The sequence below is a fragment of the Paraburkholderia bannensis genome (assembly GCF_014200455.1).
Lineage (GTDB): Bacteria > Pseudomonadota > Gammaproteobacteria > Burkholderiales > Burkholderiaceae > Paraburkholderia > Paraburkholderia bannensis_A.
The window spans coordinates 87,323-113,714 of the sequence record NZ_JACHBW010000007.1; the positions used below are offsets into that span (position 1 = coordinate 87,323).

General features: G+C 64.9%; 23 protein-coding genes. 8 read left to right on the top strand and 15 right to left on the bottom strand.

The window, feature by feature from the left end; translation table 11 throughout:
- Positions 1 to 102 precede the first annotated feature (102 nt).
- Genes F4827_RS13405 through F4827_RS13420 form a run of 4 tightly spaced genes read right to left on the bottom strand, consistent with a single transcriptional unit; the run spans position 103 to position 4,063 of the window.
- On the bottom strand, positions 103 to 876 hold the full coding sequence (locus F4827_RS13405; protein ID WP_183724433.1) for a membrane integrity-associated transporter subunit PqiC: 774 nt from the start codon (positions 874 to 876) through the stop codon (positions 103 to 105).
- A complete protein-coding gene (locus F4827_RS13410) occupies positions 873 to 2,486 on the bottom strand; it encodes an intermembrane transport protein PqiB (RefSeq protein ID WP_183724434.1) in 1,614 nt (537 codons plus the stop codon). The genes F4827_RS13405 and F4827_RS13410 overlap by 4 nt, the downstream gene beginning before the upstream one ends.
- Positions 2,479 to 3,165: a paraquat-inducible protein A gene (locus F4827_RS13415; RefSeq protein WP_183724435.1), complete on the bottom strand. Its 687-nt coding sequence runs from the start codon at positions 3,163 to 3,165 to the stop codon at positions 2,479 to 2,481. Before F4827_RS13415 ends, F4827_RS13410 begins: the two co-directional genes overlap by 8 nt.
- 37 nt (positions 3,166 to 3,202) lie before the next feature.
- A complete protein-coding gene (locus F4827_RS13420) occupies positions 3,203 to 4,063 on the bottom strand; it encodes a paraquat-inducible protein A (RefSeq protein ID WP_183724436.1) in 861 nt (286 codons plus the stop codon).
- A 447-nt stretch (positions 4,064 to 4,510) separates the two neighbouring features.
- Here F4827_RS13420 and F4827_RS13425 point away from each other — a divergent pair, with 447 nt between their 5' ends.
- Both F4827_RS13425 and F4827_RS13430 read left to right on the top strand, forming a co-directional pair.
- Positions 4,511 to 5,116 (top strand): YceI family protein, encoded by a 606-nt coding sequence (locus tag F4827_RS13425; protein ID WP_409258792.1) that lies wholly within the window; start codon positions 4,511 to 4,513, stop codon positions 5,114 to 5,116.
- A gap of 122 nt (positions 5,117 to 5,238) precedes the next feature.
- Positions 5,239 to 5,763 (top strand): YceI family protein, encoded by a 525-nt coding sequence (locus F4827_RS13430; RefSeq protein WP_183724603.1) that lies wholly within the window; start codon positions 5,239 to 5,241, stop codon positions 5,761 to 5,763.
- A gap of 82 nt (positions 5,764 to 5,845) precedes the next feature.
- On the opposite strand, the gene secF is transcribed toward F4827_RS13430, so the two are convergent.
- The 5 genes from secF to queA all read right to left on the bottom strand — a co-directional run bounded on the left by secF (position 5,846) and on the right by queA (position 12,130).
- On the bottom strand, positions 5,846 to 6,796 hold the full coding sequence (secF, locus tag F4827_RS13435; RefSeq protein WP_183724437.1) for a protein translocase subunit SecF: 951 nt from the start codon (positions 6,794 to 6,796) through the stop codon (positions 5,846 to 5,848).
- Between the two features lie 15 nt (positions 6,797 to 6,811).
- Positions 6,812 to 8,887, bottom strand: a complete 2,076-nt coding sequence (gene secD / locus F4827_RS13440; protein ID WP_183724438.1) for a protein translocase subunit SecD — start codon at positions 8,885 to 8,887, stop codon at positions 6,812 to 6,814.
- A gap of 188 nt (positions 8,888 to 9,075) precedes the next feature.
- Entirely contained in the window at positions 9,076 to 9,402 is a 327-nt protein-coding gene (gene yajC / locus F4827_RS13445; RefSeq protein WP_183724439.1) for a preprotein translocase subunit YajC, read from the bottom strand.
- A gap of 302 nt (positions 9,403 to 9,704) precedes the next feature.
- Positions 9,705 to 10,904 carry a tRNA guanosine(34) transglycosylase Tgt gene (tgt, locus tag F4827_RS13450; RefSeq protein WP_183724440.1) on the bottom strand — a complete coding sequence of 400 codons (1,200 nt, stop codon included), beginning with the start codon at positions 10,902 to 10,904 and terminating at the stop codon, positions 9,705 to 9,707.
- Between the two features lie 164 nt (positions 10,905 to 11,068).
- Positions 11,069 to 12,130: a tRNA preQ1(34) S-adenosylmethionine ribosyltransferase-isomerase QueA gene (gene queA / locus F4827_RS13455; RefSeq protein ID WP_183724441.1), complete on the bottom strand. Its 1,062-nt coding sequence runs from the start codon at positions 12,128 to 12,130 to the stop codon at positions 11,069 to 11,071.
- A 280-nt stretch (positions 12,131 to 12,410) separates the two neighbouring features.
- On the opposite strand from queA, the gene recG reads away from it, so the two are divergent.
- The 5 genes from recG to ubiA all read left to right on the top strand — a co-directional run bounded on the left by recG (position 12,411) and on the right by ubiA (position 18,036).
- A complete protein-coding gene (gene recG, locus F4827_RS13460) occupies positions 12,411 to 14,708 on the top strand; it encodes an ATP-dependent DNA helicase RecG (RefSeq protein WP_409258793.1) in 2,298 nt (765 codons plus the stop codon).
- A 172-nt stretch (positions 14,709 to 14,880) separates the two neighbouring features.
- Positions 14,881 to 15,840, top strand: coding sequence for a hydrogen peroxide-inducible genes activator (locus F4827_RS13465; RefSeq protein ID WP_167061004.1), 960 nt, complete (start codon positions 14,881 to 14,883; stop codon positions 15,838 to 15,840).
- 298 nt (positions 15,841 to 16,138) lie between these two features.
- Entirely contained in the window at positions 16,139 to 16,315 is a 177-nt protein-coding gene (locus tag F4827_RS13470) for a hypothetical protein (protein ID WP_183724443.1), read from the top strand.
- Positions 16,316 to 16,523: 208 nt separating this feature from the next.
- On the top strand, positions 16,524 to 17,012 hold the full coding sequence (locus F4827_RS13475) for a Dps family protein (protein WP_183724444.1): 489 nt from the start codon (positions 16,524 to 16,526) through the stop codon (positions 17,010 to 17,012).
- Positions 17,013 to 17,172: 160 nt separating this feature from the next.
- Positions 17,173 to 18,036, top strand: a complete 864-nt coding sequence (gene ubiA / locus F4827_RS13480) for a 4-hydroxybenzoate octaprenyltransferase (RefSeq protein WP_183724445.1) — start codon at positions 17,173 to 17,175, stop codon at positions 18,034 to 18,036.
- Positions 18,037 to 18,147: 111 nt separating this feature from the next.
- On the opposite strand, the gene proC is transcribed toward ubiA, so the two are convergent.
- The 6 genes from proC to F4827_RS13510 all read right to left on the bottom strand — a co-directional run bounded on the left by proC (position 18,148) and on the right by F4827_RS13510 (position 25,489).
- The gene (gene proC / locus F4827_RS13485) at positions 18,148 to 18,963 is read right to left on the bottom strand and encodes a pyrroline-5-carboxylate reductase (RefSeq protein WP_183724446.1); all 816 of its coding nucleotides are present in this window, start codon (positions 18,961 to 18,963) and stop codon (positions 18,148 to 18,150) included.
- Positions 18,964 to 19,033: 70 nt separating this feature from the next.
- Positions 19,034 to 19,732, bottom strand: a complete 699-nt coding sequence (locus F4827_RS13490) for a YggS family pyridoxal phosphate-dependent enzyme (protein WP_183724447.1) — start codon at positions 19,730 to 19,732, stop codon at positions 19,034 to 19,036.
- A gap of 268 nt (positions 19,733 to 20,000) precedes the next feature.
- On the bottom strand, positions 20,001 to 21,230 hold the full coding sequence (glcF, locus tag F4827_RS13495; RefSeq protein ID WP_183724448.1) for a glycolate oxidase subunit GlcF: 1,230 nt from the start codon (positions 21,228 to 21,230) through the stop codon (positions 20,001 to 20,003).
- Positions 21,231 to 21,248: 18 nt separating this feature from the next.
- A complete protein-coding gene (gene glcE, locus F4827_RS13500) occupies positions 21,249 to 22,337 on the bottom strand; it encodes a glycolate oxidase subunit GlcE (RefSeq protein ID WP_183724604.1) in 1,089 nt (362 codons plus the stop codon).
- Positions 22,338 to 22,465: 128 nt separating this feature from the next.
- Complete coding sequence (locus tag F4827_RS13505; protein ID WP_260175182.1) at positions 22,466 to 24,007, bottom strand: FAD-linked oxidase C-terminal domain-containing protein; 1,542 nt, start codon at positions 24,005 to 24,007, stop codon at positions 22,466 to 22,468.
- Between the two features lie 57 nt (positions 24,008 to 24,064).
- On the bottom strand, positions 24,065 to 25,489 hold the full coding sequence (locus tag F4827_RS13510; RefSeq protein ID WP_183724449.1) for an FAD-binding oxidoreductase: 1,425 nt from the start codon (positions 25,487 to 25,489) through the stop codon (positions 24,065 to 24,067).
- A 185-nt stretch (positions 25,490 to 25,674) separates the two neighbouring features.
- On the opposite strand from F4827_RS13510, the gene F4827_RS13515 reads away from it, so the two are divergent.
- Positions 25,675 to 26,274 carry a cob(I)yrinic acid a,c-diamide adenosyltransferase gene (locus tag F4827_RS13515; RefSeq protein WP_183724450.1) on the top strand — a complete coding sequence of 200 codons (600 nt, stop codon included), beginning with the start codon at positions 25,675 to 25,677 and terminating at the stop codon, positions 26,272 to 26,274.
- Positions 26,275 to 26,392: the final 118 nt, after the last annotated feature.

Here is a 26,392-nt window from a genome sequence, read left to right on the forward strand (position 1 = left end):
CGCGGGCCGCGCGATTTGAGCTATTCGAAATGGCTCAACGTGGGCAGCACAAGGAGGCGACGCGGCGCCGGTCGCACCGCGTCGTCCTGGCGGGTCTTGCCGTTAGCCCGCTGAAGCGGCGGCAGGCGCAATCTGCGGGCAGGCGATGCTGGCGGGCGCTTTCATGCGCACGGCGGCTTTCGCGCCGCCTTTCATCGACGTAGAGGATGTCGATGCCGGCATACCCGGCTGCGGCGCGGCGGCTAGCGCACGCACGCCGCTCGAAATCGCCTGCGAGAGATCGGCCACCGCGCGGCGATGACCAACCACCAGCGCGTCATAGCCATCGCCGACAGGCTCGTTGAGCACGCTGCGGCAGGTCATGACCGTCTGCGTATCGAGCGCGCGCACGCTCCAGACCGCGTCGATCAGCGCATGCGAGCCGGGCCACGATTCGAAGCGCTGTACGTTCACGCTGACGCGATACACCGGCACGTTGTCCGGATGCGGCGAACCGTACACGTCGATGGTGTTCAGCTGCTGCGTGAGGTCGCCCGAAAGCGCGCGGCGGATTTCGTCGCCGGGCATCGAAGCCCAGCGTTCCTGCTCCAGCACCTTCACCTGGGTGGCGTCGCTCTGTACCACGAGCTGGGCCTTCGCGACCTGCGGCGGCACGTCCACCGGCGCAAGCTCGATCAGCCAGGCCGGATTGGTGGGGCCGGCCGTGGCGGCCGCAGCCGCCGGAGTACGGGCGCCGTCGCCGCTCGGGCTGAGCGTGTAGAAGCGGCTGGCCGGCGAGGCGCAGCCTGCCAGCGCCGCCCCGAGGGTCAGGGCGAACGCCGAGGCGAGCACCGGAAGGGCGGCGGGAAGCCGGAGGGTGAGCCGGCGAAACGTCATGGCTTGTCTCCTGATTTGCCGCGCAGCAGCGATTCGGGATGGCGCTCCAGATAGTCCGTGAGCGCGTTGAGGGATTGCAGCGTCCGCGTGAGTTCCTGCATCGCCTGATGGACGTCCGATTGCAGCGGCGAGTCCTGCTGCAGGGTGGACTGCGCGGCGCTGAAGGTCTTCTGTGCTTCGTCGAGGGTGCCCTTCATCTGCGGCAGTATCTCGTCGTTGACCTTGCCGAACAGCTGGTTCGCGTTCTTCAGCGACTCGTTCAGGTTGTTGCCGATCTTGTCGAACGGAATCTGATTGAGCTTCTTCGTGATGTCGGCGACCTGCTGCTGCAGCTCTTCCAGCGAGTTCGGCACCGTCGGCAGTTCCATCGGGTCGTGGTCGAGATCCGCCTTCGCGGGACCGGCCTTCGGGAACACGTCGAGCGCGATGTAGAGCTGGCCCGTGATCAGGTTGCCGGTGCGCAGCTGGCCGCGCAGCCCGCGCGCCACCAGACGCTTGACCAGCTCGCGGCTTTGCGGCGTATGCGGCGCCGGCGGCTCGCCGCGCGTGCGGCGCGACAGACGCAGCGGATACAGATCCATCGTCACCGGCATGGTGAAGTTGTGCTCCTTCGGGTCGTACTCGATGCCGATGTCGGTCACCTGGCCAAGCACGATGCCGCGGAAGTCCACCGTCGCGCCCACCGACAGGCCGCGCAGCGACTGGTTGAAGTACATCACCACGCGCACCGGCGCGCCGTCCGGCTCGTGCATCGCTTCGCTTTCGTCGGAGGCGAGCGTGAAGGTGGCGTTGTCGGGTGCCTGCGGACCCATTGCCTGGCCGGCCGGCGCCTGGAAGGCGAGCCCGCCCACCACCACGGTCGCGAGCGACTGCGTGTTGACCTTGATGCCGCTGGAGTCGAGCTGCACGTTCACGCCGCTCGCATGCCACCAGCGCGTGTTGGTGCCCACGTACTGATCGTAGGGGGCGCTCACGAACACCTGCACGGTCACGCCAGTGCCGTCCTTGTCGAGCGAATAGCCCGTCACCTGACCAACCTGGATACGGCGATAGAAGATGGGCGTGCCGATATCGAGCGAGCCGAGCGTTTCGCTATGCAGCGTGTAGCGATGGCCTTTCTCGTCGATGGTCACGGCGGGCGGTGTTTCCAGCCCGTTGAATTCGCTTGCGGTTTCTTCCGAACGGCCCGCGTCGGCGCCGATGTAGGAGCCCGAGAGCAAGGTGCCCAGGCCCGAGACGCCGCTCGCGCCGATGCGCGGACGCACGACCCAGAAGCGGCTGTCCTTTTTGGCGAAGTTTTCGGCGTCCTTGGTCAGCTCGACGGTCACGAGCACATGCGAGAGGTTCGGCGAGAGCTTGATGGCGCGCACCGAGCCGATATCGACGTCCTTGTATTTGACCTTGGTCTTGCCGGGCTCCAGACCTTCGGCGGTCATGAAACTGATGGTGATGGTCGGGCCGCGCATGGCGACCGACTTGACCACCAGCGCGACGCCGATCAGCGCCGCGATGAGCGGCACGATCCAGACGAGCGAAGGCAGCCAGCGTTTGGGCTTGACGATATCCGGCTCGGGCAGGTCCGGCGGATTCGGTCCTTGCGGACTATTCATGGGGGCGATCCTGAGAGTGTTGCGTGGGTTGCTGCTGGTACTGCTGATGTTTGTCTTCGTCCACCGGATCCCAGATGAGGCGCGGGTCGAACTGCATCGACGCCATCATCGTCAGGATCACCACCGAACCGAACGCAATGGCGCCCGGCCCCGCCGTGATCACCGCAAGCGACTGAAAGCGTACCAGCGCCACGGTCAGCGTGACCACGAAGATGTCCAGCATCGACCAGCGGCCGATGAATTCGACCAGCCGGTAGAGCTTCGAGCGCTCGACCGGTCGCCACGTCGAGCGGCGCTGCGAGGTGATGCACAGCAGTGCGATCACGGTGAGCTTGAGCATCGGCACGAGAATACTGGCGATGAAGACGATTACCGCGAGCGGCGCGTCGCCCGAGGTCCAGAAGTAGACCACGCCGCTCATGATGGTGTCGTCCTCGTCGCCGACGAGCGAGGCCGTGTGCATCACCGGCAGCAGGTTGGCCGGGATGTAGAGCAGGGCCGCCGCGATCAGCAGCGCCCAGGTACGTGCAAGGCTGTCGGGGTGGCGCAGGTGCAGCGGCGAGTTGCAGCGTGCGCAGCGCTGGTGCGCTTGCCCGGCCCGCGCCCGCGCGCGCGGCTGCAGATGGCCGCAGGCGTGGCAGGAAATGAGGCCGGCGTCGGTGGCGGTGACGTATTTCATCGGGATGCCTCGGTGCGCGGTGTTGTCAGCGTGTGCTTCATCGCGCAGTCCAGCCAGGCGAATCCGGTGCGCCGGGTTTCGGCGCCGGCTGGGACGTGGGTTTGGGTGACGACGGGTCGCGAATGTCGGGTTCGCCAATCGGGTGGTCGATGGACGCCGCGCCTTCAGGGCCGCCGAGCGTGGGCGGCACGCCGGGGTCGAGCAGCCCGTCCGGATCGATGTCGGGACCGGCTGGCTTGCCGCCGGGCGAACCCGCTCCGCCGCGGCCCGGATGGCGGGCATGACGCGCGCCCGCGCGCAGCGCATCGGCGATATCCCAGAGCGTGCGCGAATCGAAGGTCACCACCACCGTGAACATCAGCGTGAGCACGGCGAACGCGAAGAGCGCCGTTTCCGGGATCACGCGCGCCAGGCTCACCATCTTCACGATGGTGATGAGCACGCCGAGCATGAAGACTTCGAGCATGCCCCAAGGCCGCACGAACTGGATCGCGCGCAGCACCTGATTGAAGCCTGGCGGAATGAAGCCGCGCCGGATCGGCAGCAGCACATAGAGCAGCGCGACCATCTCGGTGAGCGGAAAGAGGATGGTTGCGCAGAAGACCATCACCGCGACGATCTGCATGTCCTCGTTCCACAGCACCACGAGCGCGCCGAACAGGCTCGACTCCGAATGGATGCCATTGGCGTCGAGTTCGATGATAGGAAACGACTGGGCGATGATGAACGTGACGAGCGCGGCAACCGTGATCGCGCAGATGCGGTCGAGCTGCGCCGAGCTGCTTTGATAGAGCGTGGCGCCACAGCGCGAGCAACGCGCGGACTGGCGCCCGAGCAGGCGTGGTTTGCGGTAGAGCGCGTCGCATTCGTGACACGCGATCAGATTGTCCTGGGCCATGCGGTGGGATGACGCAAAACGACGTGAACGGGGACGAGCAGCTCCGGCGCGGCCGCGGCTCGCTTGCCTCGACGGTTGGCAGCGGCCCGCAGCGGCCTTGCCGGCCATGTTACCAAAGGCGCATGGCGGCGCGCATTTGCCAAGCCGCGACGGTGAGCCTGCTCGATGGGCCGTGGAGTGTGCCACGTTTGCCGCACCCGCGTATGCGAATCGGGCACCCGATCCGCCACGGCGTCGGCCCGCCGGGGCGCGTCCGTGGCCGGTTCGTGGCCGGTTTGCGGTTGGTTCCAGGCTGGTTTCAAGCTGTATAGATGTTTGCAGTCACGCCGGTTTCCAGTCGTTCAGCTATCTTTGCAACTGCGCGGGCGGCTTTTCGGCCGCGCACAAGCGCGCCTTCGCGGGCGGAGAGCGCGCCGGCATGCGCCTGACGCCCGCGAAGGGATGACCATGAAAGCAGCGAGAAGGCGCACGCGCCATGCCCGCGTGGGGCCGCGCGGCGTCGCGCGGGCGATGCTGGCGGGTGCGTTGCTGTGCAACGCGGGCAGCGCATGGACGCAGCTCGATGCGGGCAAGAGCACGCTCGTGGCGATCTCGCGGCAGATGAGCGTGCCGGTGGCCGGGAACTTCACGAAGTTCGACGCCAATATCGACTTCGATCCGGCGAAGCCTGCAGGCGGTACGGCGCGTCTGACGGTGGACACGGCCAGCTACGATCTGGGCGATTCGACCTACAACGATTCCGTGCGCGGCCCAGCATGGTTCGATGCGAAGACGTATCCACAGGCCACGTTCGTCTCGACGGCGATCGCGCCGACCGGGCCGAACCAGTACAGCGTGAGCGGCAACCTGACAATCAAGGGGCACACGGAAAGCGTCGCGGTGCCCGTGGTGCTCACGCAGCAGGGCGCCACGCAGACCTTCGACGGCACCTTGCCGATTCACCGCCTGTTGTTTGGCATCGGCACGGGCGAGTGGAAAGACACCTCGACGGTCGCGGACGAAGTGCTGATCAAGTTTCACATCGTCATCGCGATGCAGCATGCGGCGCGCTAGCGATGCGCATTTGTCGTCATCACCATCTGTAGCGAAGAAAGGAGGCGTACTTGAACAAGCTCGTGTCAAATACCGTCGCGTTGTCGATTGCCGCGGCGCTCGCTGCAACGCTCGTCCCGTCGATGGCGCTGGCCGCCGACACTTATCAGCTCGATCCCAACCACACCTATCCGAGCTTCGAGGCCGATCACTTCGCGGGTCTGTCGATCTGGCGCGGCAAGTTCACCAGGACCACGGGCACCGTCACGCTCGACCGCGCCGCGAAGACCGGCACGGTCGACGTGAGCATCGATCCGGCCTCGGTCCAGACCGGCAATACGGAGCTCGATAAACATCTGCGCAGCGATGAGTTTTTCGACGTCGCGAAGTTCCCCACCGCCACCTATAAAGGCACGCAGATCGTGTTCGACGGCGACACGCCCAAGGAAGTCGTCGGCACGCTCACGCTGCATGGCGCAACGAAGCCGCTGAAGCTGGAGATCGATTCGTTCAGGTGCATGCCGCACCCGATGCTCAAGCGCGAAGTTTGCGGCGTGGAGGCCGAAGCCGAATTCAATCGCGACGACTTCGGCGTGGAGATGGGCAAGAAATACGGCTTCAGCATGAAGACGAAGCTGCATATCCAGGCCGAGGGCATCAAGCAGTAAGGCTCGTGTGACGCCTCGCAGCGACGAAAAAAAGCCCCGCGGGATTTTCGCGGGGCTTTTTCATTCGACAAGGCGAAAGCGCTTAAACCTGCGCGCCTGCGTTCGGATCGTTCGGATCGAACTTGTCCTTCTTGTCCTTGATGAGGTCCTCGCGCTTGACGCCGAGCCACATCGACAGCGAAGCCGCCACGAACACCGACGAGTAGATACCGAACAGAATACCCACCGTCAGCGCCAGCGCGAAGTAGTGGAGCGTCGGGCCGCCGAAGAAGAACATCGACAGCACCATCATTTCCGTACAGCCGTGGGTGATGATGGTTCGCGACATCGTGCTGGTGATCGCGTGGTTGATGACCTGGGTGACGCTCATCTTGCGTTCGCGCCGGAAGGTCTCGCGAATCCGGTCGAAGATAACCACCGATTCGTTGACCGAGTAGCCGAGCACGGCCAGCACCGCCGCGAGCACGGAAAGCGAGAACTCCCACTGGAAGAACGCGAAGAAGCCCAGAATGATCACCACGTCGTGCAGATTGGCGATCACGCCGGCCACGGCGTATTTCCACTCGAAGCGGAACGACAGATAGATGATGATGCCGGCCACCACGCAGGCGAGCGCGAGCAGGCCATCGGTTGCGAGTTCCTTGCCGACCTGCGGGCCGACGAACTCCACGCGCTGCAGCTGAACCTGCGGGTCGGCCGTCTTGAGCGTGCTCATCACCTGATCGCTCTGTTGTGCCGAGCTGAGGTTCTGCTTGATCGGCAGGCGGATCAGCACGTCGCGCGAGGTGCCGAAGTTCTGCACCTGAGCGTCGCCGTAACCGATCTTCGCGAGCGAATCGCGCACGGGTTCGAGCGGCACCGCTTGCGGATACTGCACTTCGATCACTGTGCCGCCGGTGAATTCGATCGACAGGTGCAGGCCGCGGTGGAACAGGAAGAACACCGCCGCGATGAACGTAATGAAGGAGATCGCGTTGAAGATCAACGCGTGCTTCATGAACGGGATGTCCTTGCGGATGCGGAAAAATTCCATTTTCTAGTCTCCGTATCAGCGGGACGTGCCGGTGTTGTCGGGATTGTTCCGGCGGCGCACCGTGGGCTTGCCGCGCGCAGCGCCCTTGGCGCCCGCCTTGGCTGCTTCACGTCCGGCTTCACGGCCGATTTCGCGCTTGACGGCGTTCGAGGCGAGGGCGCGGCCCGTGTCGGTGTCCGTGTCTTCGGCGTTCAGCGCGGGTGCGCCCGCCGCGCCGGTGGCAACATCGGGTTCCGGACGCCACACCTGACCGACCGCCAGCGACTTGAGCTTCTTCTTGCCGCCGTACCAGAGGTTCACGAGACCGCGCGAGAAGAACACGGCCGAGAACATCGAGGTCAGAATGCCGATACAGTGCACGATGGCGAAGCCGCGCACCGGGCCCGAACCGAACGCGAGCAGCGCCAGACCGGCGATCAGCGTGGTGACGTTCGAGTCGAGAATCGTTGCCCAGGCGTGCGCATAGCCGTTCTGGATCGCCAGTTGCGGCGGCGCGCCGTTGCGCAGTTCTTCACGCACGCGTTCGTTGATCAGCACGTTCGCGTCGATCGCCATACCGAGCGCGAGCGCAATAGCGGCGATACCCGGCAGCGTCAGCGTGGCCTGCATCATCGACAGCACGGCAACCAGCAGCAGCAGGTTGACCGACAGGCCGATCATCGAGATCACGCCGAACAGCATGTAGTAGCAGACCATGAACACGGCGATCGCGGCAAAGCCGTAGACCACCGAGTCGAAACCCTTGCGGATATTGTCTGCGCCAAGGCTCGGGCCAACCGTGCGTTCTTCGATGATGTCCATCGGCGCGGCCAGCGAGCCGGCGCGCAGCAGCAGCGCGAGATCGGTTGCCGCCTGCGGCGTGGGCTGGCCCGTGATCTGGAAGCGGTCGCCCAGCTCCGACTGGATGGTCGCCACCGTCAGCACTTCACCCTTGCCCTTTTCGAACAGCACCATCGCCATCGGCTTGCCGATGTTGTCGCGCGAGACCTGGCTCACCGAGCGGCCGCCCGCCGAATCCAGACGGATGTTGACCGAGGGGCGCTGATGTTCGTCGAAGCCCGACGACGCGTCGATGATGCGGTCGCCGGTGAAGATCACCTGCTTGCGCAGCAGCACCGGCGCGGCGTTGCCTTGCGTGAACAGTTCGTCGCCCGGCGGCACGGGGTCGCCCGGATTCGGATGCAGGCCGTTCGGATCGGCCAGGCGCGCTTCGAGCGTCGCCGTGCGGCCGATGATGTCCTTCGCCTTCGCGGTGTCCTGCACGCCCGGCAGTTCGACCACGATGCGGTCGTCGCCTTGCTGCTGGATCACGGGCTCGGACACGCCCAGTTCGTTTACGCGGTTGTGCAGCGTGGTGATGTTCTGCTTGAGCGCGGCGTCCTGCACGGCCTTCTTGACCGCCGGCGTGAACGAGCCGACCAGCTGCACGCCGCCTTCAGGATTGTTCTGCGTGGTCCACGAGAGTTCGGCGATGCCGCGCGTGCCCGAGAGCGTCTGCAGCGCGGCGTTGGCGACCGACGAATCGGCGAAATTGATCACCACCGTCTGGTTGACGCGGTTCACGCCGCCGTCGCGGATGTTCTTGTCGCGCAGGAGCGAGCGGGCGTCCGAAGCGTCGGAATCGAGCTTCTTGTTGAGCGCGCCGTTCATGTCCACCTGGAGCAGGAAGTGCACGCCGCCGCGCAGGTCCAGACCGAGGTACATCGGCAGCGCGTGCAGGGCGCTCAGCCAGCGCGGCGAGGCGCTCTGCAGGTTCAGCGCGACGATGTACTGCGGGTCGGTGGGATCGGCGTTGAGCGCATGGTTCAGCGCATCCTTCAGACGCAGCTGGGTGTCCGTGTCGGCCACGCGCACGCGGATATTCGCGTTCAACGCCGAGTTGTCGAAGGTGACGTCGTCGGCCTTGATGTTGGCGGCTGCGACCGCTGCCTCGACCTGGGCGAGCGTGCCGGAGTCGAGCTTCACGGTGGCTTTACCGCTCGACACCTGGACCGCGGGCGCTTCGCCGAAGAAATTGGGCAATGTGTACACGAGGCCGATGGCAAGCGCCACGACCATCACGACATATTTCCAGAGGGGATAACGGTTCATTGGTTGGCCCAACGGGGGAGGGGAGTTGCCATCTCGATGCGCACGCGTCCGGCGAGGCCTTGGTGCCGCCCGCTCTGGGTGCAATCAGGGGCCGGGCCGGACGCGCTGGGCTGCGGGGTTAGCCGCGGCCCGAGGTGATCAAACAGTTGATCAATGAGGTGATCGATAAATGATCGATCCTCCCGCACTTACAGCGACTTGATCGTGCCCTTCGGCAGGATGGTCGTCACCGACGACTTCTGCACGGTGACTTCCGTGCCGTCGGCGATTTCGACGCCCACGTACGCTTCATTGACCTTCGTGACCTTGCCGACGATGCCGCCGCTGATGATGACTTCGTCGCCCTTGGCCATGGCGGCGAGCATGTTGCGGTGTTCCTTCTGACGCTTCATCTGCGGACGGATCATGATGAAGTACAGCACGGCAAACATCAGAATCAGCGGCAGGAAGCTCATCAGGCTCGATTCTGCGCCGCCAGCTGCAGGTGCTGCGAAGGCATTGGAAATAAACGACACGTTGGTCTCTCCGTTATACGATCTGTACGATCAAAGATACGATCAAAAGCGAGCCGGTTATTCTACCACCGGCAACTAACGCGACGATGGCGTCAAATAGGCTTTCCGATCAAGCTGTTAGCCGCTCTACAGCCGATTTGCCCACTTGCGCGAGCCCGGCGGTGAAGCCCTCGATGGTCAGCCACGCATGACGCAAGGTCGTCGCGAAAGGTAATTGTAAAGTGTGCGGGCTTTGGCGGCCGCGCGCCATCAAAAACCTTCTAAAGCTTGCTGGCGCGCACCTGCTCCCGCACATTCCACGCTCAATCCACACCGCGCGCGCGGTTTTCGGCAAAACGCTGACGGAAGGCCGTGAAGGTCTTCGTCTCGATCGCCTCACGGATTTCGCTCATCAGTTCCAGGTAGTAGTGCAGGTTGTGGATCGTGTTGAGCTGCGCGCCGAGGATTTCGCCCACGCGATGCAGGTGATGCAGGTAACCGCGCGTGAAGTTGCGGCAGGTGTAGCAGCCGCACTGCTCGTCGAGCGGGCGCAGCGAGTTCTTATGCACGGCGTTGCGGATCTTGACGTCGCCAAAACGCGTGAAGATCCAGCCGTTGCGCGCATTGCGCGTGGGCATCACGCAGTCGAACATGTCGACGCCCGCGGCCACGCCCGCCACCAGATCTTCCGGCGTGCCCACGCCCATCAGGTAATGCGGCTTGTCGGCCGGAAGCTTCGGCGCGATGTGCTGCAGCACGCGCATCATGTCTTCCTTCGGCTCGCCCACCGAAAGACCGCCGATCGCATAGCCGTGGAACGGCATCTGGCCGAGTCCCGCCAGCGATTCGTCGCGCAGATCCTCGAACATGCCGCCCTGCACGATGCCGAAGAGCGCATTCGGGTTGCCCAGGCGGTTGAATTCGTCGATCGAGCGCTGCGCCCAGCGCATCGACATGCGCATGGAGTCGGCCGCTTCCTTGTGCGTGGTGGTCACGCCGTTGGTCGCGTAGGGCGTGCATTCGTCGAACTGCATGACGATGTCCGAATTCAGCACCTTCTGGATCTGCATCGACACTTCGGGCGAGAGGAACAGCTTGTCGCCGTTCACGGGCGAGGCGAAGCGCACGCCGTCTTCCGAGATCTTGCGCAGGTCGCCCAGCGAGAACACCTGGAAGCCGCCCGAATCGGTGAGGATCGGACGGTTCCAGCCCATGAAGCGATGCAGGCCGCCGTGAGCCTCGATGGTTTCCAGACCCGGACGCAGCCAGAGATGGAAGGTGTTGCCGAGGATGATCTGCGCCTTCATTTCCTCAAGCTCGCGCGGCTGGGTCGCCTTCACGGTCCCGTAGGTGCCCACGGGCATGAAGATGGGCGTTTCGACCACGCCGTGATTGAGCGTGACGCGGCCACGGCGGGCGAGGCCGTCGGTGCCGAGCAGTTCGAATTTGAGGCCGTTTTGCGGGCGTTCGCCCAGATAGGCGCCGTGTTCGGCGCGTGCGTTGTTTTGCTGACCGTCGGTCATGCATCGACTCCTGTGCTACCGGAAATTGCTTTGCATGGGGCCGGAGTAACCGCTAAAGCGCTAACTCCGGCCGACAAGTCCGGCGCAATTAGTGAAACGCCGCCGCGCGTTCATGTGGCGCGAGGCGGCTGGAAAATGGGCTCTTTACCCGCTTTTGCCCGCTTTTACTTGTTCAGCGCGTCTTCGGTGCGCGTGAGCAGCATGGCGTCGCCGTAACTAAAAAAGCGATAACGCTCGGCAATCGCGTGACGATACGCAGCGCGAATCGTTTCGATGCCCGCGAACGCGGATACCAGCATCAGCAGCGTCGATTTCGGCAAATGGAAGTTCGTCACCAGCCGATCGACCACACGGAACCGATAACCCGGCGTGATGAAGATATCGGTTTCCGCCTGGGTGGCCGCGAGTTCGCGGCCTTCGTTGGCGGCGTCGCGTGCGGCGGCTTCGAGCGCGCGCATCGAGGTCGTGCCCACCGCAATCACCTTGCCGCCGCGCGCACGCGTGGCCGCGATTTTATCGACCAGCGCCTGCGGCAGTTGATACCACTCGCTGTGCATCTTGTGCTCGGCGATATTTTCCACGCGCACCGGCTGGAACGTGCCCGCGCCCACGTGCAGCGTGAGCGTGGCGCGCTCAACGCCCATGGCGTCGAGCTGCGCGAGCAGCGCATCGTCGAAATGCAGGCCGGCGGTGGGCGCCGCGACCGCGCCCGGGTTCTGCGCGAACACGGTCTGGTAGCGCGTTTCGTCGCCCGCGTCGGCGTCGTGCGTGATGTAGGGCGGCAGCGGCAGACGGCCGAACTGTTCGATCAGCGTGAGGCAGTCGTCGGGGAAATGCAGCGTGAAGAACGGCTCTACGCGCTCGCCCACCGTGACGTCGAACGCATCGGCCAGACGCAGCACCGTGCCGGGGCCGGGGCTCTTGCTCGCGCGGATCTGCGCGAGCGCCGTGCGCGCGCCGGTCAGGCGCTCGACCAGCACTTCGATCTTGCCGCCGCTGGCCTTCTGGCCGAAGAAACGCGCCTTCAGCACCTTGGTATCGTTGAACACAAGCAGGTCGCCCGCAGCGATGCACGTGGGCAGATCGGCGAATGTGCGGTTGGTCAGCCGCGCGGGCTGAACCGTGTTATCGACTTCCAGGAGACGGCTTGCGCTGCGCTCGGGCAGGGCGGTTTGCGCGATCAGTGCTTCGGGAAGGTCGAAATCGAAATCGGAAAGCTTGAACATACGGCCTGAAAACACACGGTAAGCGATAAGTCGCCGGCGATACGGCGCGGCGGCGGATTTCGGGGGATCGGAACGCGTAGCGGTTGCGCCCCAAAAACGGCCTGGATGCCCGCTCGGGCGGAACGAGCAAGTATCATTGCGGAACCGGCCTGCCAGCGGCGTCGAAAGCGGCCTCGAAAGCAGCATTGACAGCGGCAAGCCGGGGCGCGGAACTGCCGCGCCATGCCGGAAAGCCGATATTGTACTTGTGAAGCAGCCCATGCCCTCGTCCGTTAGCCGAATGATTGCCGAATCCGATCCCGCGAGCGTTCCCAACGACGACGCGCAGCCGGAAGCGCGCGCGGACGCCAGCGACGATGTCCGTGACGGCGCACCGCGGGCCAAGGCGCCGCGCAAACGCGCGAGCGCGAAGAAAGCCGCTGAAAAGGCCGATGCGAAGGCCGAAGCGAAGGCCGATTCCAAAGCCGAAACTAAAGATAAGCCCAGGCTCACCAAAACCGCCGACCGGCTCGCCAAACTGGGCCTGAAGAGCGCGATCGACCTCGTGCTGCATCTGCCCATGCGCTACGAGGACGAAACCACGCTCACGCCGATCGGCGAGCTGTTGCCCGGCGGCGTCGAGCAGACCGAAGGCGTGGTGTTCGACAACGAAGTCGCGTACCGCCCGCGCCGCCAACTGGTCGTCAAACTGCGCGACCACAACGGCGACGAACTGCATCTGCGCTTCCTGAACTTCTACGGCTCGCAGGTCGCGCAGATGGCGATCGGCAAGCGCCTGCGCGTGCGCGGCGACGTGCGCGGCGGCTTCTTCGGCATGGAGATGGTGCATCCGGCCGTGAAGGTCGTGGAAGGCGATGCGCCGCTGCCGCAGGCGCTCACGCCGGTCTATCCGTCGACGGCGGGCGTGAGCCAGGCGTATCTGCGCAAGGCCATCGACAACGCGCTCGAACGCGCGCATCTGCCCGAACTGCTGCCGGGGCCCATCGCGCAGGAATTTCTCGCGCCCCTCAACGTGCCCAGCTTGATGGATGCGGTCAGAACGCTGCACCATCCGCCCATCAACGCCGATCAAAACGCACTGATCGACGGTTCGCATCCTGCCTGGACGCGCATCAAGTTCGACGAACTGCTCGCGCAGCAGCTTTCGCTCAAGCGCGCGCATGAGGAGCGCCGCACGCGCGCCGCACCGGCAATGGCGCGGCACGTCGCGGGTCGCAAGAGCGAGGAAACGCTGCTCGCGCGTCTGCGCGAAGCGCTGCCGTTCAAGCTCACGAATGCGCAGGAGCGCGTGGTCGGCGAGATTGCCCAGGACCTCGAAGCGCCGCATCCGATGCAGCGTCTGCTGCAAGGCGACGTCGGCGCGGGCAAGACCGTGGTGGCCGCGCTCGCTGCGGCGCAGGCCATCGACGCGGGTTATCAGGCCGCGCTGATGGCGCCCACTGAAATCCTCGCGGAACAGCATGCGCGCAAGCTGCGCGGCTGGCTCGAACCGCTCGGCGTGCAGGTGGCGTGGCTCTCGGGCAGCCTCAAGGCGAAGGACAAGCGCGCTGCGCTGGAAGCCGCGGCCCTGGGCACCGCGAAGCTCGTGATCGGCACGCACGCGATCATTCAGGATGCCGTGGAGTTCGCGCGGCTCGGTCTTGTGATCGTCGACGAGCAGCATCGTTTTGGCGTCGAGCAGCGGCTTGCATTGCGCGCCAAGGCGCAAAACGCGCGGTTGCCAACTTCGTCTGCGGATGAAGCTGCGCGCGAGTTCCAGCCGCATCAGCTGATGATGACGGCGACGCCGATCCCGCGCACGCTCGCGATGACCTACTACGCCGACCTCGAAGTTTCCACCATCGACGAGCTGCCGCCCGGCCGCACGCCGATTCTCACCAAGCTCGTTTCCGATGCGCGCCGCGAGGAAGTGATCGCGCGGGTGCGCGCGGCGGCGCTCACGGGCCGCCAGGTGTACTGGGTCTGTCCGTTGATCGAGGAAAGCGAGACGCTGCAGCTGCAAACGGCCGTCGAGACCTACGAAACGCTGGTGGCCGCGCTGCCTGAGTTATCGGTTGGCCTCGTCCACGGGCGGCTGGCGGCGGCGGACAAAGCCGCCGTGATGGACGCGTTCTCCCGCAACGAAGTGCAGTTGCTGGTGGCGACCACGGTGATCGAAGTGGGCGTGGATGTGCCCAATGCGTCGCTGATGGTAATCGAGCACGCCGAGCGCTTTGGTCTCGCGCAATTGCATCAACTGCGCGGGCGGGTGGGGCGCGGCACCGCGGCGTCGGTGTGCCTGCTGCTTTACACCGGGCCGCTTTCGCTCACGGGGCGTCAGCGTTTGCAGACCATGCGCGAGACCACCGATGGCTTCGAGATCGCGCGCAAGGACCTGGAGATTCGAGGTCCGGGCGAATTCCTTGGCGCGCGTCAGTCGGGCGCGGCCATGCTGCGCTTCGCGAGCCTCGAAAACGACGCGTGGCTGATCGAGCCCGCGCGAGAAGCCGCCGAACGGCTGCTGCACGAATATCCGCACGTCGTCACGCAGCATCTGAACCGCTGGCTGGGTGTCCGCGAGCAGTATCTGAAGGCGTAAATAGTCCATTTCGACCGATTGCCGACCCGCGTGCGGAACCTGCGCGCTTTCCCGCCGTCTGACCTTGCTCTTGATCGCGCCCCCGATAGGGGCGTTGATTATTGGCGAATCGCCGCCATAGGTGTATAAGTACAAGCTATTGATTCACCCTTTTTGATTGGTCCCCAATGAAATGACGCTCACTGAATTGAAATACATCGTCGCGGTCGCCCGCGAGCGCCACTTCGGACGGGCCGCCGAAGCCTGCTTTGTCAGCCAGCCGACGCTGTCGGTAGCCATCAAGAAACTCGAAGACGAACTGAACGTGCAGATCTTCGAACGCGGCACGAGCGAAGTGAGTGTGACGCCCATCGGCGAGCAGATCGTCACGCAGGCGCAGCGCGTACTGGAGCAGACCCTCGCCATCAAGGAAATCGCCAAGCAGGGCAAGGATCCGCTGGTCGGGCCGCTGCGTCTGGGCGTGATCTACACGATCGGCCCGTACCTGCTGCCCACGCTCGTCAAGCAGATGATCAAGCGCGTCCCGCAGATGCCGCTGATGCTGCAGGAGAACTACACGCTCAAGCTGATCGAGCTGCTCAAGCAAGGCGAAATCGACGTTGCCATCATGGCGCTGCCGTTCGCCGAAACCGGGCTCACGCTGCGCCCGCTCTACGACGAGCCGTTCGTCGTTGCGCTGCCGTCAGGCCACGTCTGGGAAAAGCGCGACAAGATCGACCCGGAAGATCTCAAGCAGGAAACCATGCTGCTGCTCGGCAGCGGCCATTGCTTCCGCGATCACGTGCTGGGCGTGTGCCCGGAACTGATGCGCTTCTCGCAGAACGCGGATGGCATCCAGAAGACCTTCGAGGGTTCGTCGCTGGAAACCATTCGCCATATGGTGGCGAGCGGCGTTGGCATTACGGTGCTCCCGCGCATGTCGGTGACCGAAGTGAAGCCGCACGCGGGCGGTGTCGATTCGGGGCTGCTGTCCTATGTGCCGTTCGACGAGCCGGTGCCGGATCGCCGCGTCGTGCTGGCCTGGCGCAAGAGCTTCACGCGCATGCCGGCCATTGAAGCCATCGTCGATGCGATCAACGCCTGCGAATTGCCGGGCGTGAAGAAGATCGAGGCGCCGGTCGAGGCGGCTTGATGCTCCTGTAGTTTGTTTGCTGCGCCGCGCTTGATGCGCGGCGTCCGTCTGTCTCTTCCCCGTGTTTGTCCTGTTCGTTGCTGCTGTGAGGCTTCGATTAGTCGCGTCTATTTGATAGATTAATTAAATCAAATTATGTTTATCGATAGCCGATGGTAGAGTCTTATCCAACCGCAGTACCCGCAGTACGAATGACACAGGCAGGCAAAAACAGGGAGGCGCGGTGGAGTGAATTGCACGCCCCGCCGCACCAGACAGTAGAAATTGCAGGAAGCGCCGAAACCAAAGGAGCACGATCATGACCAGAACGATGACGATGACACTCAAGTCCGTGGGCACGGGGCGCGGCGCCGATATGGCCCGTTCACGCTCGCATGGCACGGAAATCGTGCGCCGGCTGGTGGGTTTCGCGATCCTGTCGAGCGGCTTCGTGGCGCTGTTGACTCAGGTGCTTGCTCATATCGCCGGGCATTGATGCGGCAAATTGCCGGAGCGGGCACGCATGCTGCTTGACCTGGATTGGAGTGAAGGGCCGGATGGCCCTGTTTTCTGGCTTTTATAAGATAAACTGAGACTCAATCGAACGTTCGCGAGCCGCACTGGGCATCGGTGCTGCCGCGCGAGGCGACGTTCATGTCGCATCGTTCCGGATGGGTAGTCTCACTGCTACAAAAGGAGTCGTCATGGCCAAAAAATCTGCTGTGCAGCACGTCAATATCGGCATCACCGACAAGGACCGCAAGAAGATCGCGGACGGTCTTTCGCACCTCCTCGCGGACACGTACACGCTGTACCTCAAGACGCACAACTTCCACTGGAACGTCACGGGGCCGATGTTCAACACGCTCCATCTGATGTTCGAGACGCAGTACAACGAACTGGCGCTGGCCGTGGACGCCATCGCCGAGCGCATCCGCGCACTGGGCGTTCATGCGCCGGGCACCTACAAGGATTTCGCGCGCCTCTCGTCGATTCCGGAAGCGGACGGCGTGCCGACTGCGGAAGACATGATCCGCCAACTGGTGGAGGGGCAGGAAGCCGTGGTGCGCACCGCGCGTGCGATCTTCCCGGCCACCGAAGAGGCCCACGACGAGCCGACCGCCGACCTGCTCACGCAGCGCATGCAGACGCACGAGAAGACGGCGTGGATGCTGCGTTCGATGCTGGCTTGAGCATCAATCAGGCGCTGATTGCTTGAGAAGCCCGCTGGCTGGTCCAGCGGGTTTTTGCTTTTTTGCGCCGCTGATTGCACCAGGCGGCGAGCGGCGAGGATGACGCCGGCCTGCCGCATGCCTGGCCTACAATAGCGGCATCGTTTTTCGCGCCCCTATCATGTTCGCCCGACTCCCGCTCTATCTGCGGCTCGTCCGCATGGACAAGCCGATCGGCAGCCTGCTGCTGCTGTGGCCGACGCTCAACGCGCTGTGGATCGCCTCGAACGGCCATCCGTCACTTTCGCTGCTGGCGATCTTCACGGTTGGCACGGTGCTGATGCGCTCGGCGGGCTGCGCGATCAACGACTATGCGGACCGCGACTTCGACCGTCACGTCAAACGCACGGCCGAGCGGCCCATCACTTCGGGACGCATCCGCGCGTGGGAAGCGGTGGCGATTGCGGCGGCGCTCGCCATCGTCTCGTTCCTGCTGATCCTGCCGCTCAACGCGCTCACGAAGCAGCTTTCGGTGGTGGCGCTGTTCGTGGCGGCGTCCTATCCGTTCACCAAGCGCTTTTTTGCGATTCCGCAGGCGTATCTGGGCATTGCGTTCGGCTTCGGTATTCCGATGGCGTTCGCGGCCATTCAGGATCATGTGCCGATGCTCGCGTGGATCATGCTGATCGCCAACGTGTTCTGGTCGGTGGCCTACGACACCGAATACGCGATGGTCGATCGCGACGACGATATCAAGATCGGCATTCGCACTTCGGCGCTTACCTTTGGCCGCTTCGACGTGCTCGCGATCATGCTCTGCTATGCAGCCACGCTCGGCATCTACGTGTGGGTGGGGCTCACGCAGCAATTCGGCGTGCTGTACTGGCTGGGCTGGGCAGCGGCGGTGGGCTGCGCGATCTACCATTACACGCTGATCAAGAACCGCGAGCGCATGCCGTGCTTCGCTGCGTTCCGTCACAACAACTGGCTGGGCGGTGCGCTGTTCGTGGGTATCGCGGCACACTACGCGGCATCGGGCCTGTAACTTCGCCGCAGCGGCTTGAGACGAAAAAAGCGCCCACCAGGGCGCTTTTTTCATGGCCGCAGCGAAATGCGGGTAAAGCGGGTAATGCTGGCAACGCGAGAGAAGCGATGCTTACTGCGCGCCGAATTCCTTGCCCATTTCCTTCGCACGCGCATCGGCGGCGAGCGCGCCACGCACGATCGCGTCCTTGATACCCGAGGCGTCGAACGAGGCGAGCGCCGCCGCCGTCGTGCCGCCCTTTGACGTCACACGCTCGCGCAGCACGGCGGGCGGCTCGTCCGAATTGAGCGCCAGTTGCGCGGCGCCCGTGAAGGTGGCGATGGCGAGCGCGCGGCCCTGCTGCTCGTCCATGCCGAGCTGGCGCGCGGCTTCTTCGAGCGCTTCGATGAAATAGAACACGTAGGCCGGGCCGCTGCCCGAGATGGCCGTCACCGCGTCGATCTTGCCTTCGTCGTCGAACCACACCGTCTGGCCAACCGCGCCCAGCACGTTCGAGGCGAGCTCGCGGCCCGCCGCGTCCACGCCGCTGCTCGCGACCAGACCGGTTGCGCCCATGCCGATCAGCGCAGGCGTATTCGGCATCGTGCGCACCACGCGCGCGTGGCCGCCGAGCCAGCGCGACAGGTCTTCGATACGGATGCCGGCCATGATGCTGATCACAACCTGATGCGCCCCCAGGTGCGGTGCGAGTCCTTGCGCAACGGCCTTGGCGATCTGCGGTTTGACGGCGATCAGGACTGCGTCGTATCCGGCCAGTGCGCCGTCAGCTGCCGCGCCCGTTTGCACGCCGAACTGGTCGGCGGTGCGCTTGCGGGCGTCTTCGTTCGGATCGATCGCATACAGATTCGCGGCCGGGACGCCCTTGCGGATCAGACCGCCGATGAGTGCAGCGGCCATGTTGCCGCCGCCGATGAAGGCAATTTTCATGGTGTTGGAGTGCGTCAGTGAATCAGTCGGTGAATCGGTCTGTAAAGCGGTCAGAGAAGCGGTCTGTGAATCAGTGGGAATAATCGCGTGCGCCAAAGATCGCGGTCCCGACGCGCACGATGGTGGCGCCTTCGAGCACCGCCGCTTCGAGATCCGCCGACATGCCCATCGAGAGCGTGTCGAGCGCGAGGCCGTCGGCGCGCAGCGCGTCGAACAGCTCGCGCAGGCGGCGGTGAGGGGCGCGTTGTTCGTCGAGGGTTTGCGCCGGTTCGGGAATCGACATCAGCCCGCGCAGTCGCAGATTCGGCAGTGCGACGATTGCGTGAGCGATCTGCACGGCTTCCCCGGGCGCGACGCCGCTCTTGGACTCTTCGCCGCTTACGTTGACCTGCAGGCAGACGTTGAGCGGCGCCATGTCTGCCGGGCGCTGCTCGGACAGGCGTTGCGCGATCTTCAGGCGGTCGACCGAATGCACCCAGTCGAAACGCTCCGCCACGGGGCGCGTCTTGTTCGATTGCAGCGGCCCGATGAAATGCCATTCGAGGCTCGCACGCAGATCCGCGAGCGTCTCGATCTTGTCCACCGCTTCCTGCACGTAGTTCTCGCCAAACGCGCGCTGGCCTGCCGCGTGCGCGGCTCGCACATCTTCAGCCGGGAAGGTTTTCGACACCGCGAGCAGTTCGACGGAATCGGGCGCGCGATCCGCATGGCGGGCGGCGGCGGCGATGCGTTGACGGACGGCTTCGAGGTGGTGAGCGAGATCGGTCATGAGAATTACGGCCGGCCGCGCAGCGCTGCCCGCGGCCGCGCACTGGGGTTAGGCGCACTGAAAACGAACGAAGCCAATTATACGGACTGCGATACTGACTGCGCGAGGCGCGAGGCATCCGCCAGAAGTCATAGGCCGATTGGCCAACTGCCGGGATGCACGGCTTTTGTTCAGGCTGCGAATGTTACCGGCGGGCGGTAAAAGTGCAACCAGGGTTCTGCCGAGGTGCAACCCGGGCGGGCGTTCTTTATTGATCCCTCATTGCTTGTCAATTCGCCGCCAACATATGCTCGACCAGCTCGATCCAGTGCGTGACCGGAATCTTCGTGCCGCTTTGCAGATGCGCGATGCAGCCGATATTCGCCGATACGATCAGTTGCGGCTCAAGGGCCTTGAGCCGGTCGACTTTCTGGTTGCGCAGCGTGTAGGACAAACGCGGCTGCGTGATCGAGTAAGTGCCGGCGGAGCCGCAGCACAGGTGGCTGTCGGCGGGCAGTCGCACCTCCAGACCCAGCGCGCCCAGCACCTTTTCCACGCCGCCGCGCAACTGCTGGCCGTGCTGCAACGTGCAGGGCGGGTGATACGCCACCGTGTGAATGCCGCGCCGGCGGGTGGCGGCCAACAGCTGTTCCTCGAATGCGGGCAGGATTTCGCTGAGATCGCGCGTGAGGCTCGCGATGCGCTGAGCCTTGCCCGCGTAGGCCGGGTCGTTGCGCATCAGGTGCGCGTATTCCTTGACCGTTGCGCCGCAGCCCGAAGCGTTCATGACGATGGCTTCGGCGCCCTGTTCGACATAGGGCCACCAGGCGTCGATATTGGCGCGCATGTCGTCGAGCGCAGCGTCGGCATAGCCCATGTGCAGGCGGATCGCACCACAGCAGCCCGCCTGCGGAGCGACGATGGTTTCGATGCCGATCGCGTCGAGCACGCGCGCCGTGGCCGTGTTGATGTTGGGCATCATCGATGGCTGCACGCAGCCCGCGAGCATCAGCATCTTGCGTTCGTGCTTCGCGCTCGGCCAGGCGAGTGGACGCTGGCGTACCGGGACCTTGTCGCGCAGGCGGCGCGGCAGCAGCGCGCGCACCTGCTGCGCCACGCGCATGGCGGGTGAAAACAGCATGCGGCGCGGCAGAAATCCCGCCAGAAAACCGCGCAACAGGCGCTGGCGCAGCGGGCGCGGCACCATTTGTTCGGCATGCTTGCGACCGACTTCCACCAGCCGCCCGTATTGCACGCCGGACGGGCAGGTCGTCTCGCAACTGCGGCAGGTGAGGCAGCGGTCCAGATGCGTGAGCGTGCTCTTCGTCACCGGTGCGCCTTCCACCATCTGTTTCATCAGATAGATGCGCCCGCGCGGCCCGTCGAGCTCATCGCCCAGCAGTTGATAGGTTGGGCAGGTCGCGGTGCAGAAGCCGCAGTGCACGCACTTGCGCAGGATCGCGTCGGCTTCCTCGCCGTCGGGGGTGTTGCGAATGAAGTCCGCAAGGTTCGTCTGCATCGCCGCGTGAGGGTCTGGTCAGAAGTCGGAATACAGGCGGCCGCGATTGAAGATGCGGGCCGGGTCGAACGCGGCTTTCAGGCCGCGATGGATCTTCATGAGCGGTGCGGGCAGCGGCGTGAACACGCCCGCGCTGCGGTCGTAGCCGCGTCCGGTGCGGAAAATGGTGGCGTGGCCGCCGGCCTGCTTGGCGGTGATGCGTACGGTTTGGGCGTCGGTTTCGGTGATCCACCAGCGCTGCGCGCCGCCCCATTCCATCAACTGCGCGCCGGGCAGTTGCAAGGGCTCGGCGATCGAAGGCAGTGCGAGGCGCCAGAGCGCGGCGTCGGGCGCGATCGCGGCGAAGAACGGGTCGCTCTGTTCGCGCAGACCGGCCCAGAAACGCTCGGCTTCCACGGCATCGACGACTTCGCCGCCCAGCGACGTGCGCGCGGCTTTCACCCCCGCTTCCGCACCGGCCAGGCGCACCGCCAGCGTGCCGTTGCGCCAGGCGCTGCCGGTGATCGGCAACGGGCGGCCGCCCCATTCGTTGAGCTTGCGTACGGCGTCGGTGCCGTTCATGTCGAAGCGCAGCGTGGCTTCGGCCTGCGGCACCGGCAGCACCTTCACGGACAGTTCCAGAATCAGGCCAAGCGTGCCAAGCGAACCCGCCAGCAGGCGGGAAACATCGTAGCCCGCTACGTTCTTCACGACCTGACCGCCGAAGTGCAGCACCGCGCCGTGGCCGTTCATGATGACCGCGCCCAGCACGAAATCGCGAGCAGCGCCCGCGCTCGCGCGGCGCGGCCCGGCGAGCCCCGCCGCGATGCAGCCGCCGAAGGTCGCTTGCGGGCCGAAGTGGGGCGGCTCGAACGGCAGCATCTGGCCGTGGGTGGCGAGCGCATGTTCGATTTCGAGCAGCGGCGTGCCGGCGCGCGCCGTGATGACCAGCTCGGCAGGGTCGTAAGCGATGATGCCCCGATGCGCGCGGGTATCCAGCACTTCGCCTTCGAGCGCCTGGCCGTACCAGTCCTTGGTGCCGCCGCCGCGGATGCGCAGCGGCTTGCCGTCGGCGCTTGCAGCGCGGACACGCTCGGACCAGACCGCGACGATGTCGTCCTCTTGCATGCTTCCCATGGCGCGATTCTTGGGCCGGTTGTCGTTGTGGTTCGTTCGATTGTACTGACGCGCCCGGTGCTGACAACCCGGGGCAGGCCCGCATGGCGGCGCGCGCCGCAAGCGGGCGGGCAGGCCAATCAGAAGCGCGGAATATCGGGATGCGGCAGCAGATTGCCGCGCACATGCATGCGGCCGTATTCGGCGCAGCGCGCCTTGGTGGGAATGCCTTTGTCGGGATTGAGCAGCCGCGCCGGATCGAATGCGTGCTTCACGGCGTGGAACGCGTCGCGCTCCTCGGGCGAGAACTGCACGCACATCGAATTGATCTTTTCGATGCCCACGCCGTGTTCGCCCGTCACTGTGCCGCCCAGCTCGACGCAGGTTTCGAGGATATCCGAGCCAAACGCCTCGGCGCGATGCCATTCGTCCTGATCGTTGCCGTTGAACAGAATCAGCGGATGCATATTGCCGTCGCCCGCATGGAACACGTTAATGCAGCGCAGCTTGTACTGCAGCTCCATCTCGTGGATGCGCGCGAGCAGCGGGCCGATCGCGCGGCGCGGCACCGTGCCGTCCATGCAGTAATAGTCGGGCGAAATGCGGCCCGCCGCCGGAAACGCATTCTTGCGCCCGGACCAGAAGCGCAGGCGTTCTTCCTCGGTGCGCGAGATCTGGATGCGCGTGGCGCCATGCTCGCGCAGCACCGCGGTCGTGCGCGCGATTTCGTCGGCGACTTCCTCGGGCGTGCCGTCGGCTTCGCACAGCAGAATGGCCGCGGCGTCGAGGTCGTAGCCCGCCTTGACGAACTCCTCGACCGCTTGCGTCGCCGGCTTGTCCATCATTTCGAGGCCGGCCGGAATGATGCCCGAGGCGATGATGCCCGCCACCGCGTCGCCGCCTTTCACGACATCGTCGAAGCTCGCCATGATGACCTGCGCGGTTTGCGGGCGCGGGATCAGTTTGACGGTGACTTCGGTGACGATGGCGAACATGCCCTCGCTGCCGATCATCACGGCGAGCAGATCGAGCCCCGGCGCATCGGGCGCGAGCGAGCCGAATTCGACGATCTCGCCGTCCATCGTCACCGCGCGCACGCGCAGCACGTTATGCACGGTGAGGCCGTATTTGAGGCAATGCACGCCGCCCGAATTCTCGGAGACATTGCCGCCGATCGTGCAGGCGATCTGCGAGGACGGATCGGGCGCGTAGTAGAGCCCGTAGGGCGCCGCGGCTTCGGAAACCGCGAGGTTGCGCACGCCGGGCTGCACGGTGGCCGTACGCGCGTAGGGATCGACTTCGAGAATGCGCCGAAAGCGCGCGAGCGACAGCACGATGCCGTGGCGGATCGGCATCGCGCCGCCCGACAGGCCGGTGCCCGCGCCGCGCGGCACCACGGGCACGTCCAGACGCCGGCAGATCTGCACGATGCGCTGCACCTGCGATTCGGTTTCCGGCAGCGCAACCGCAAGCGGCAGGCGGCGATAGGCGGCGAGGCCGTCGCACTCATAGGCCACGGTGTCTTCCTCGCGATGGAGCAGGCAATGCGCGGGCAGCACGGCCATGAGCGCCTGCACGACTTCGCGCTGACGCTGCGCGAGCGCTTCGGGCGTGAGTTCCGGGGTGTCGCCTTGCGTGAGCGCTGTGCTGGCGTCGGGCAGATTCGCGTCCGGTGCGTTCATGTCGTCTCCTCGTGGGATAGTCCCGGCCCAGATGGTCGCGGCCTGGATGGTCCTGCCTCAGGCGGCCCAGCTGAAAATCTTGCCCGGATTCATGAGGTTGTGCGGATCGAGCGCGTGCTTGATGGCGCGCATGGTGTCGACGGTGTGGGAACCGTGTTCCTCGATGAGAAAGCCCATCTTGTGCAGGCCCACGCCGTGCTCGCCCGTGCAGGTGCCGTCCATGCGGATCGCACGCTGCACGATGCGGTGATTGAGGCGCTCGGCTTCGTCGATTTCCTCGGGCTTGTCCGGATCGATCAGGATCGCTACGTGGAAGTTGCCGTCACCCACGTGGCCGACGATCGGGCAGGGCAACGGCGAGGCTTTCAGGTCGGCCTCGGTTTCCACCACGCATTCGGCCAGACGCGAGATCGGCACGCAGACGTCGGTGGTTACCGCGCGGCAGCCGGGCTTGAGTTGCAGCATCGCGAAGTAAGCGCTGTGGCGCGCGTTCCACAGGCGGCTGCGATCTTCGGGGCGCGTGGCCCATTCGAAGCCTTCGCCGCCGTTTTGCGCGGCGATGTCCTGCACCAGCTGCGCCTGTTCGGCCACGCCTGCTTCGGTGCCGTGGAATTCGAAGAACAGTGTGTGCTTTTCGCGCAGCGTGAGGTTCGAATGCTTGTTGATCGCGCGTACCGCGAGCGCATCGATGAACTCCACGCGCGCAATCGGCACGCCGATCTGGATGGTTTCGATCACGCTGCGCACGGCTTCGGCCATGGAGGGAAACGCGCAGATCGCCGCCGACACCGCTTCCGGCTGTGGATAAAGCTTCACCGTGATTTCGGTGATGACCCCAAGCGTGCCTTCGGAACCTACGAACAGCCGTGTGAGGTCGTAGCCCGCCGAGGATTTGCGCGCGCGCGTGCCGGTCTTGATGAGGCGCCCATCGGCGAGTACGGCGCTCAGGCCCAGCACGTTCTCGCGCATCGTGCCGTAGCGCACGGCGTTGGTGCCCGAGGCGCGCGTCGCCGACATGCCGCCGATGCTCGCATCCGCGCCCGGATCGATCGGGAAGAACAGGCCGGTGTCGCGCAGCGCTTCATTGAGCTGCTTGCGCGAGATGCCGGGTTCGACGGTCACGGTCAGGTCTTCGGCGTTGATCGACAGGACGCGGTTCATCTGCGAGAGGTCGATCGACACGCCGCCTTGCACCGCGAGCAGATGGCCTTCGAGCGAGGAGCCATTGCCGTAGGGAATGATCGGCACGCCATGCTGCGCGCACAATTTGACGATGGTCTGGACTTCTGCGGTGTTCTGCGCGTAGACGACGGCGTCGGGCAACTGCGGGTCGAAGCGGGATTCGTCGCGGCCATGATGGGCGCGCACGGCCTCGGACGTGGAAACGCGCTCGCCAAAGGCGTGGCGCAGGCTGTCGAGGAGATCGGCGGGGAACGGGCGACGTGCGGTTTCGGCGATCGCCGGCGGCGCGGGATGATTCACGCGGGAGTCTCCTGGTTGGACATGATCGTTATACGCACTGCTTTTCACGACCGATTCTACGCTCAACCGTCCGGGCGAAAAGGCGGGCCAGCCCCAGTGGACTTTGCTGCGCTGCACGATCCACGTTGCACGCGCACAGGCGACAATCGGGTTTTCATGCACGCTTACGTTTCAGGAGACACACCATGGGCAATCGCCTGAGCAAGATCGCCACGCGCACCGGCGACGACGGCACCACCGGCCTCGGCGACGGCAGCCGCGTGCGCAAGGACGATGCACGCATCGCCGCGATGGGCGACGTCGACGAACTCAACTCGAACATCGGCGTGTTGCTTTGCGAGACGCTGCCCGACGACGTGCGCGCCGCGCTCGTCGCGATTCAGCACGATCTGTTCGATCTGGGCGGCGAGCTGTGCATGCCCGGCCACACCGTCGTCACGGATGCGCACCTCGCCCGGCTCGACGGCTGGCTTGCCGATTACAACGCCACGCTGCCGCCGCTCAAGGAGTTCATCCTGCCCGCCGGTTCGCGCGCGGCGTCGCTCGCGCATGTTTGCCGCACGGTCTGTCGGCGCGCGGAGCGGGCGATCGTCGCGCTGGGTGCGATACAAGACGACAGCGAAGACGGCGGCGAGGACCACAGCGCGCCGCTTGCACCGACGCCGCGCCGCTACGTGAACCGGCTGTCCGACCTGCTGTTCGTGCTCGCGCGCGTGCTCAATCGCGCGGCGGGCGGAAACGATGTGCTCTGGCGTCACGATCGCGGTCAGTTCGGCGGCAAATAATAGGGCGGGAGACAGGGCAAAATCAGCGCCCGGGCCACAATGCCGGGGTGCGACAAAATGCCTGCAGAACGCCCAGCGTTAAAGATGTATTGTTTGTACATCTTTAACGAGGAGAAGC

Bases quoted from the DNA above. Each gene is read 5' to 3' on its own strand.
- F4827_RS13515 (WP_183724450.1), top strand. From the start codon at position 25,675: ATGGGCAATCGCCTGAGCAAGATCGCCACGCGCACCGGCGACGACGGC.
- tgt (WP_183724440.1), bottom strand. From the start codon at position 10,904: ATGACCGACGGTCAGCAAAACAACGCACGCGCCGAACACGGCGCCTAT.
- F4827_RS13475 (WP_183724444.1), top strand. From the start codon at position 16,524: ATGGCCAAAAAATCTGCTGTGCAGCACGTCAATATCGGCATCACCGAC.
- F4827_RS13420 (WP_183724436.1), bottom strand. From the start codon at position 4,063: ATGGCCCAGGACAATCTGATCGCGTGTCACGAATGCGACGCGCTCTAC.
- F4827_RS13410 (WP_183724434.1), bottom strand. From the start codon at position 2,486: ATGAATAGTCCGCAAGGACCGAATCCGCCGGACCTGCCCGAGCCGGAT.
- glcF (WP_183724448.1), bottom strand. From the start codon at position 21,230: ATGCAGACGAACCTTGCGGACTTCATTCGCAACACCCCCGACGGCGAG.
- proC (WP_183724446.1), bottom strand. From the start codon at position 18,963: ATGAAAATTGCCTTCATCGGCGGCGGCAACATGGCCGCTGCACTCATC.
- F4827_RS13505 (WP_260175182.1), bottom strand. From the start codon at position 24,007: ATGAACGCACCGGACGCGAATCTGCCCGACGCCAGCACAGCGCTCACG.
- F4827_RS13405 (WP_183724433.1), bottom strand. From the start codon at position 876: ATGACGTTTCGCCGGCTCACCCTCCGGCTTCCCGCCGCCCTTCCGGTG.
- F4827_RS13470 (WP_183724443.1), top strand. From the start codon at position 16,139: ATGACCAGAACGATGACGATGACACTCAAGTCCGTGGGCACGGGGCGC.
- recG (WP_409258793.1), top strand. From the start codon at position 12,411: ATGATTGCCGAATCCGATCCCGCGAGCGTTCCCAACGACGACGCGCAG.
- ubiA (WP_183724445.1), top strand. From the start codon at position 17,173: ATGTTCGCCCGACTCCCGCTCTATCTGCGGCTCGTCCGCATGGACAAG.
- F4827_RS13430 (WP_183724603.1), top strand. From the start codon at position 5,239: ATGGCGCTGGCCGCCGACACTTATCAGCTCGATCCCAACCACACCTAT.
- queA (WP_183724441.1), bottom strand. From the start codon at position 12,130: ATGTTCAAGCTTTCCGATTTCGATTTCGACCTTCCCGAAGCACTGATC.
- F4827_RS13490 (WP_183724447.1), bottom strand. From the start codon at position 19,732: ATGACCGATCTCGCTCACCACCTCGAAGCCGTCCGTCAACGCATCGCC.
- secD (WP_183724438.1), bottom strand. From the start codon at position 8,887: ATGAACCGTTATCCCCTCTGGAAATATGTCGTGATGGTCGTGGCGCTT.
- F4827_RS13425 (WP_409258792.1), top strand. From the start codon at position 4,511: ATGAAAGCAGCGAGAAGGCGCACGCGCCATGCCCGCGTGGGGCCGCGC.
- F4827_RS13465 (WP_167061004.1), top strand. From the start codon at position 14,881: ATGACGCTCACTGAATTGAAATACATCGTCGCGGTCGCCCGCGAGCGC.
- glcE (WP_183724604.1), bottom strand. From the start codon at position 22,337: ATGCAAGAGGACGACATCGTCGCGGTCTGGTCCGAGCGTGTCCGCGCT.
- secF (WP_183724437.1), bottom strand. From the start codon at position 6,796: ATGGAATTTTTCCGCATCCGCAAGGACATCCCGTTCATGAAGCACGCG.
- F4827_RS13415 (WP_183724435.1), bottom strand. From the start codon at position 3,165: ATGAAATACGTCACCGCCACCGACGCCGGCCTCATTTCCTGCCACGCC.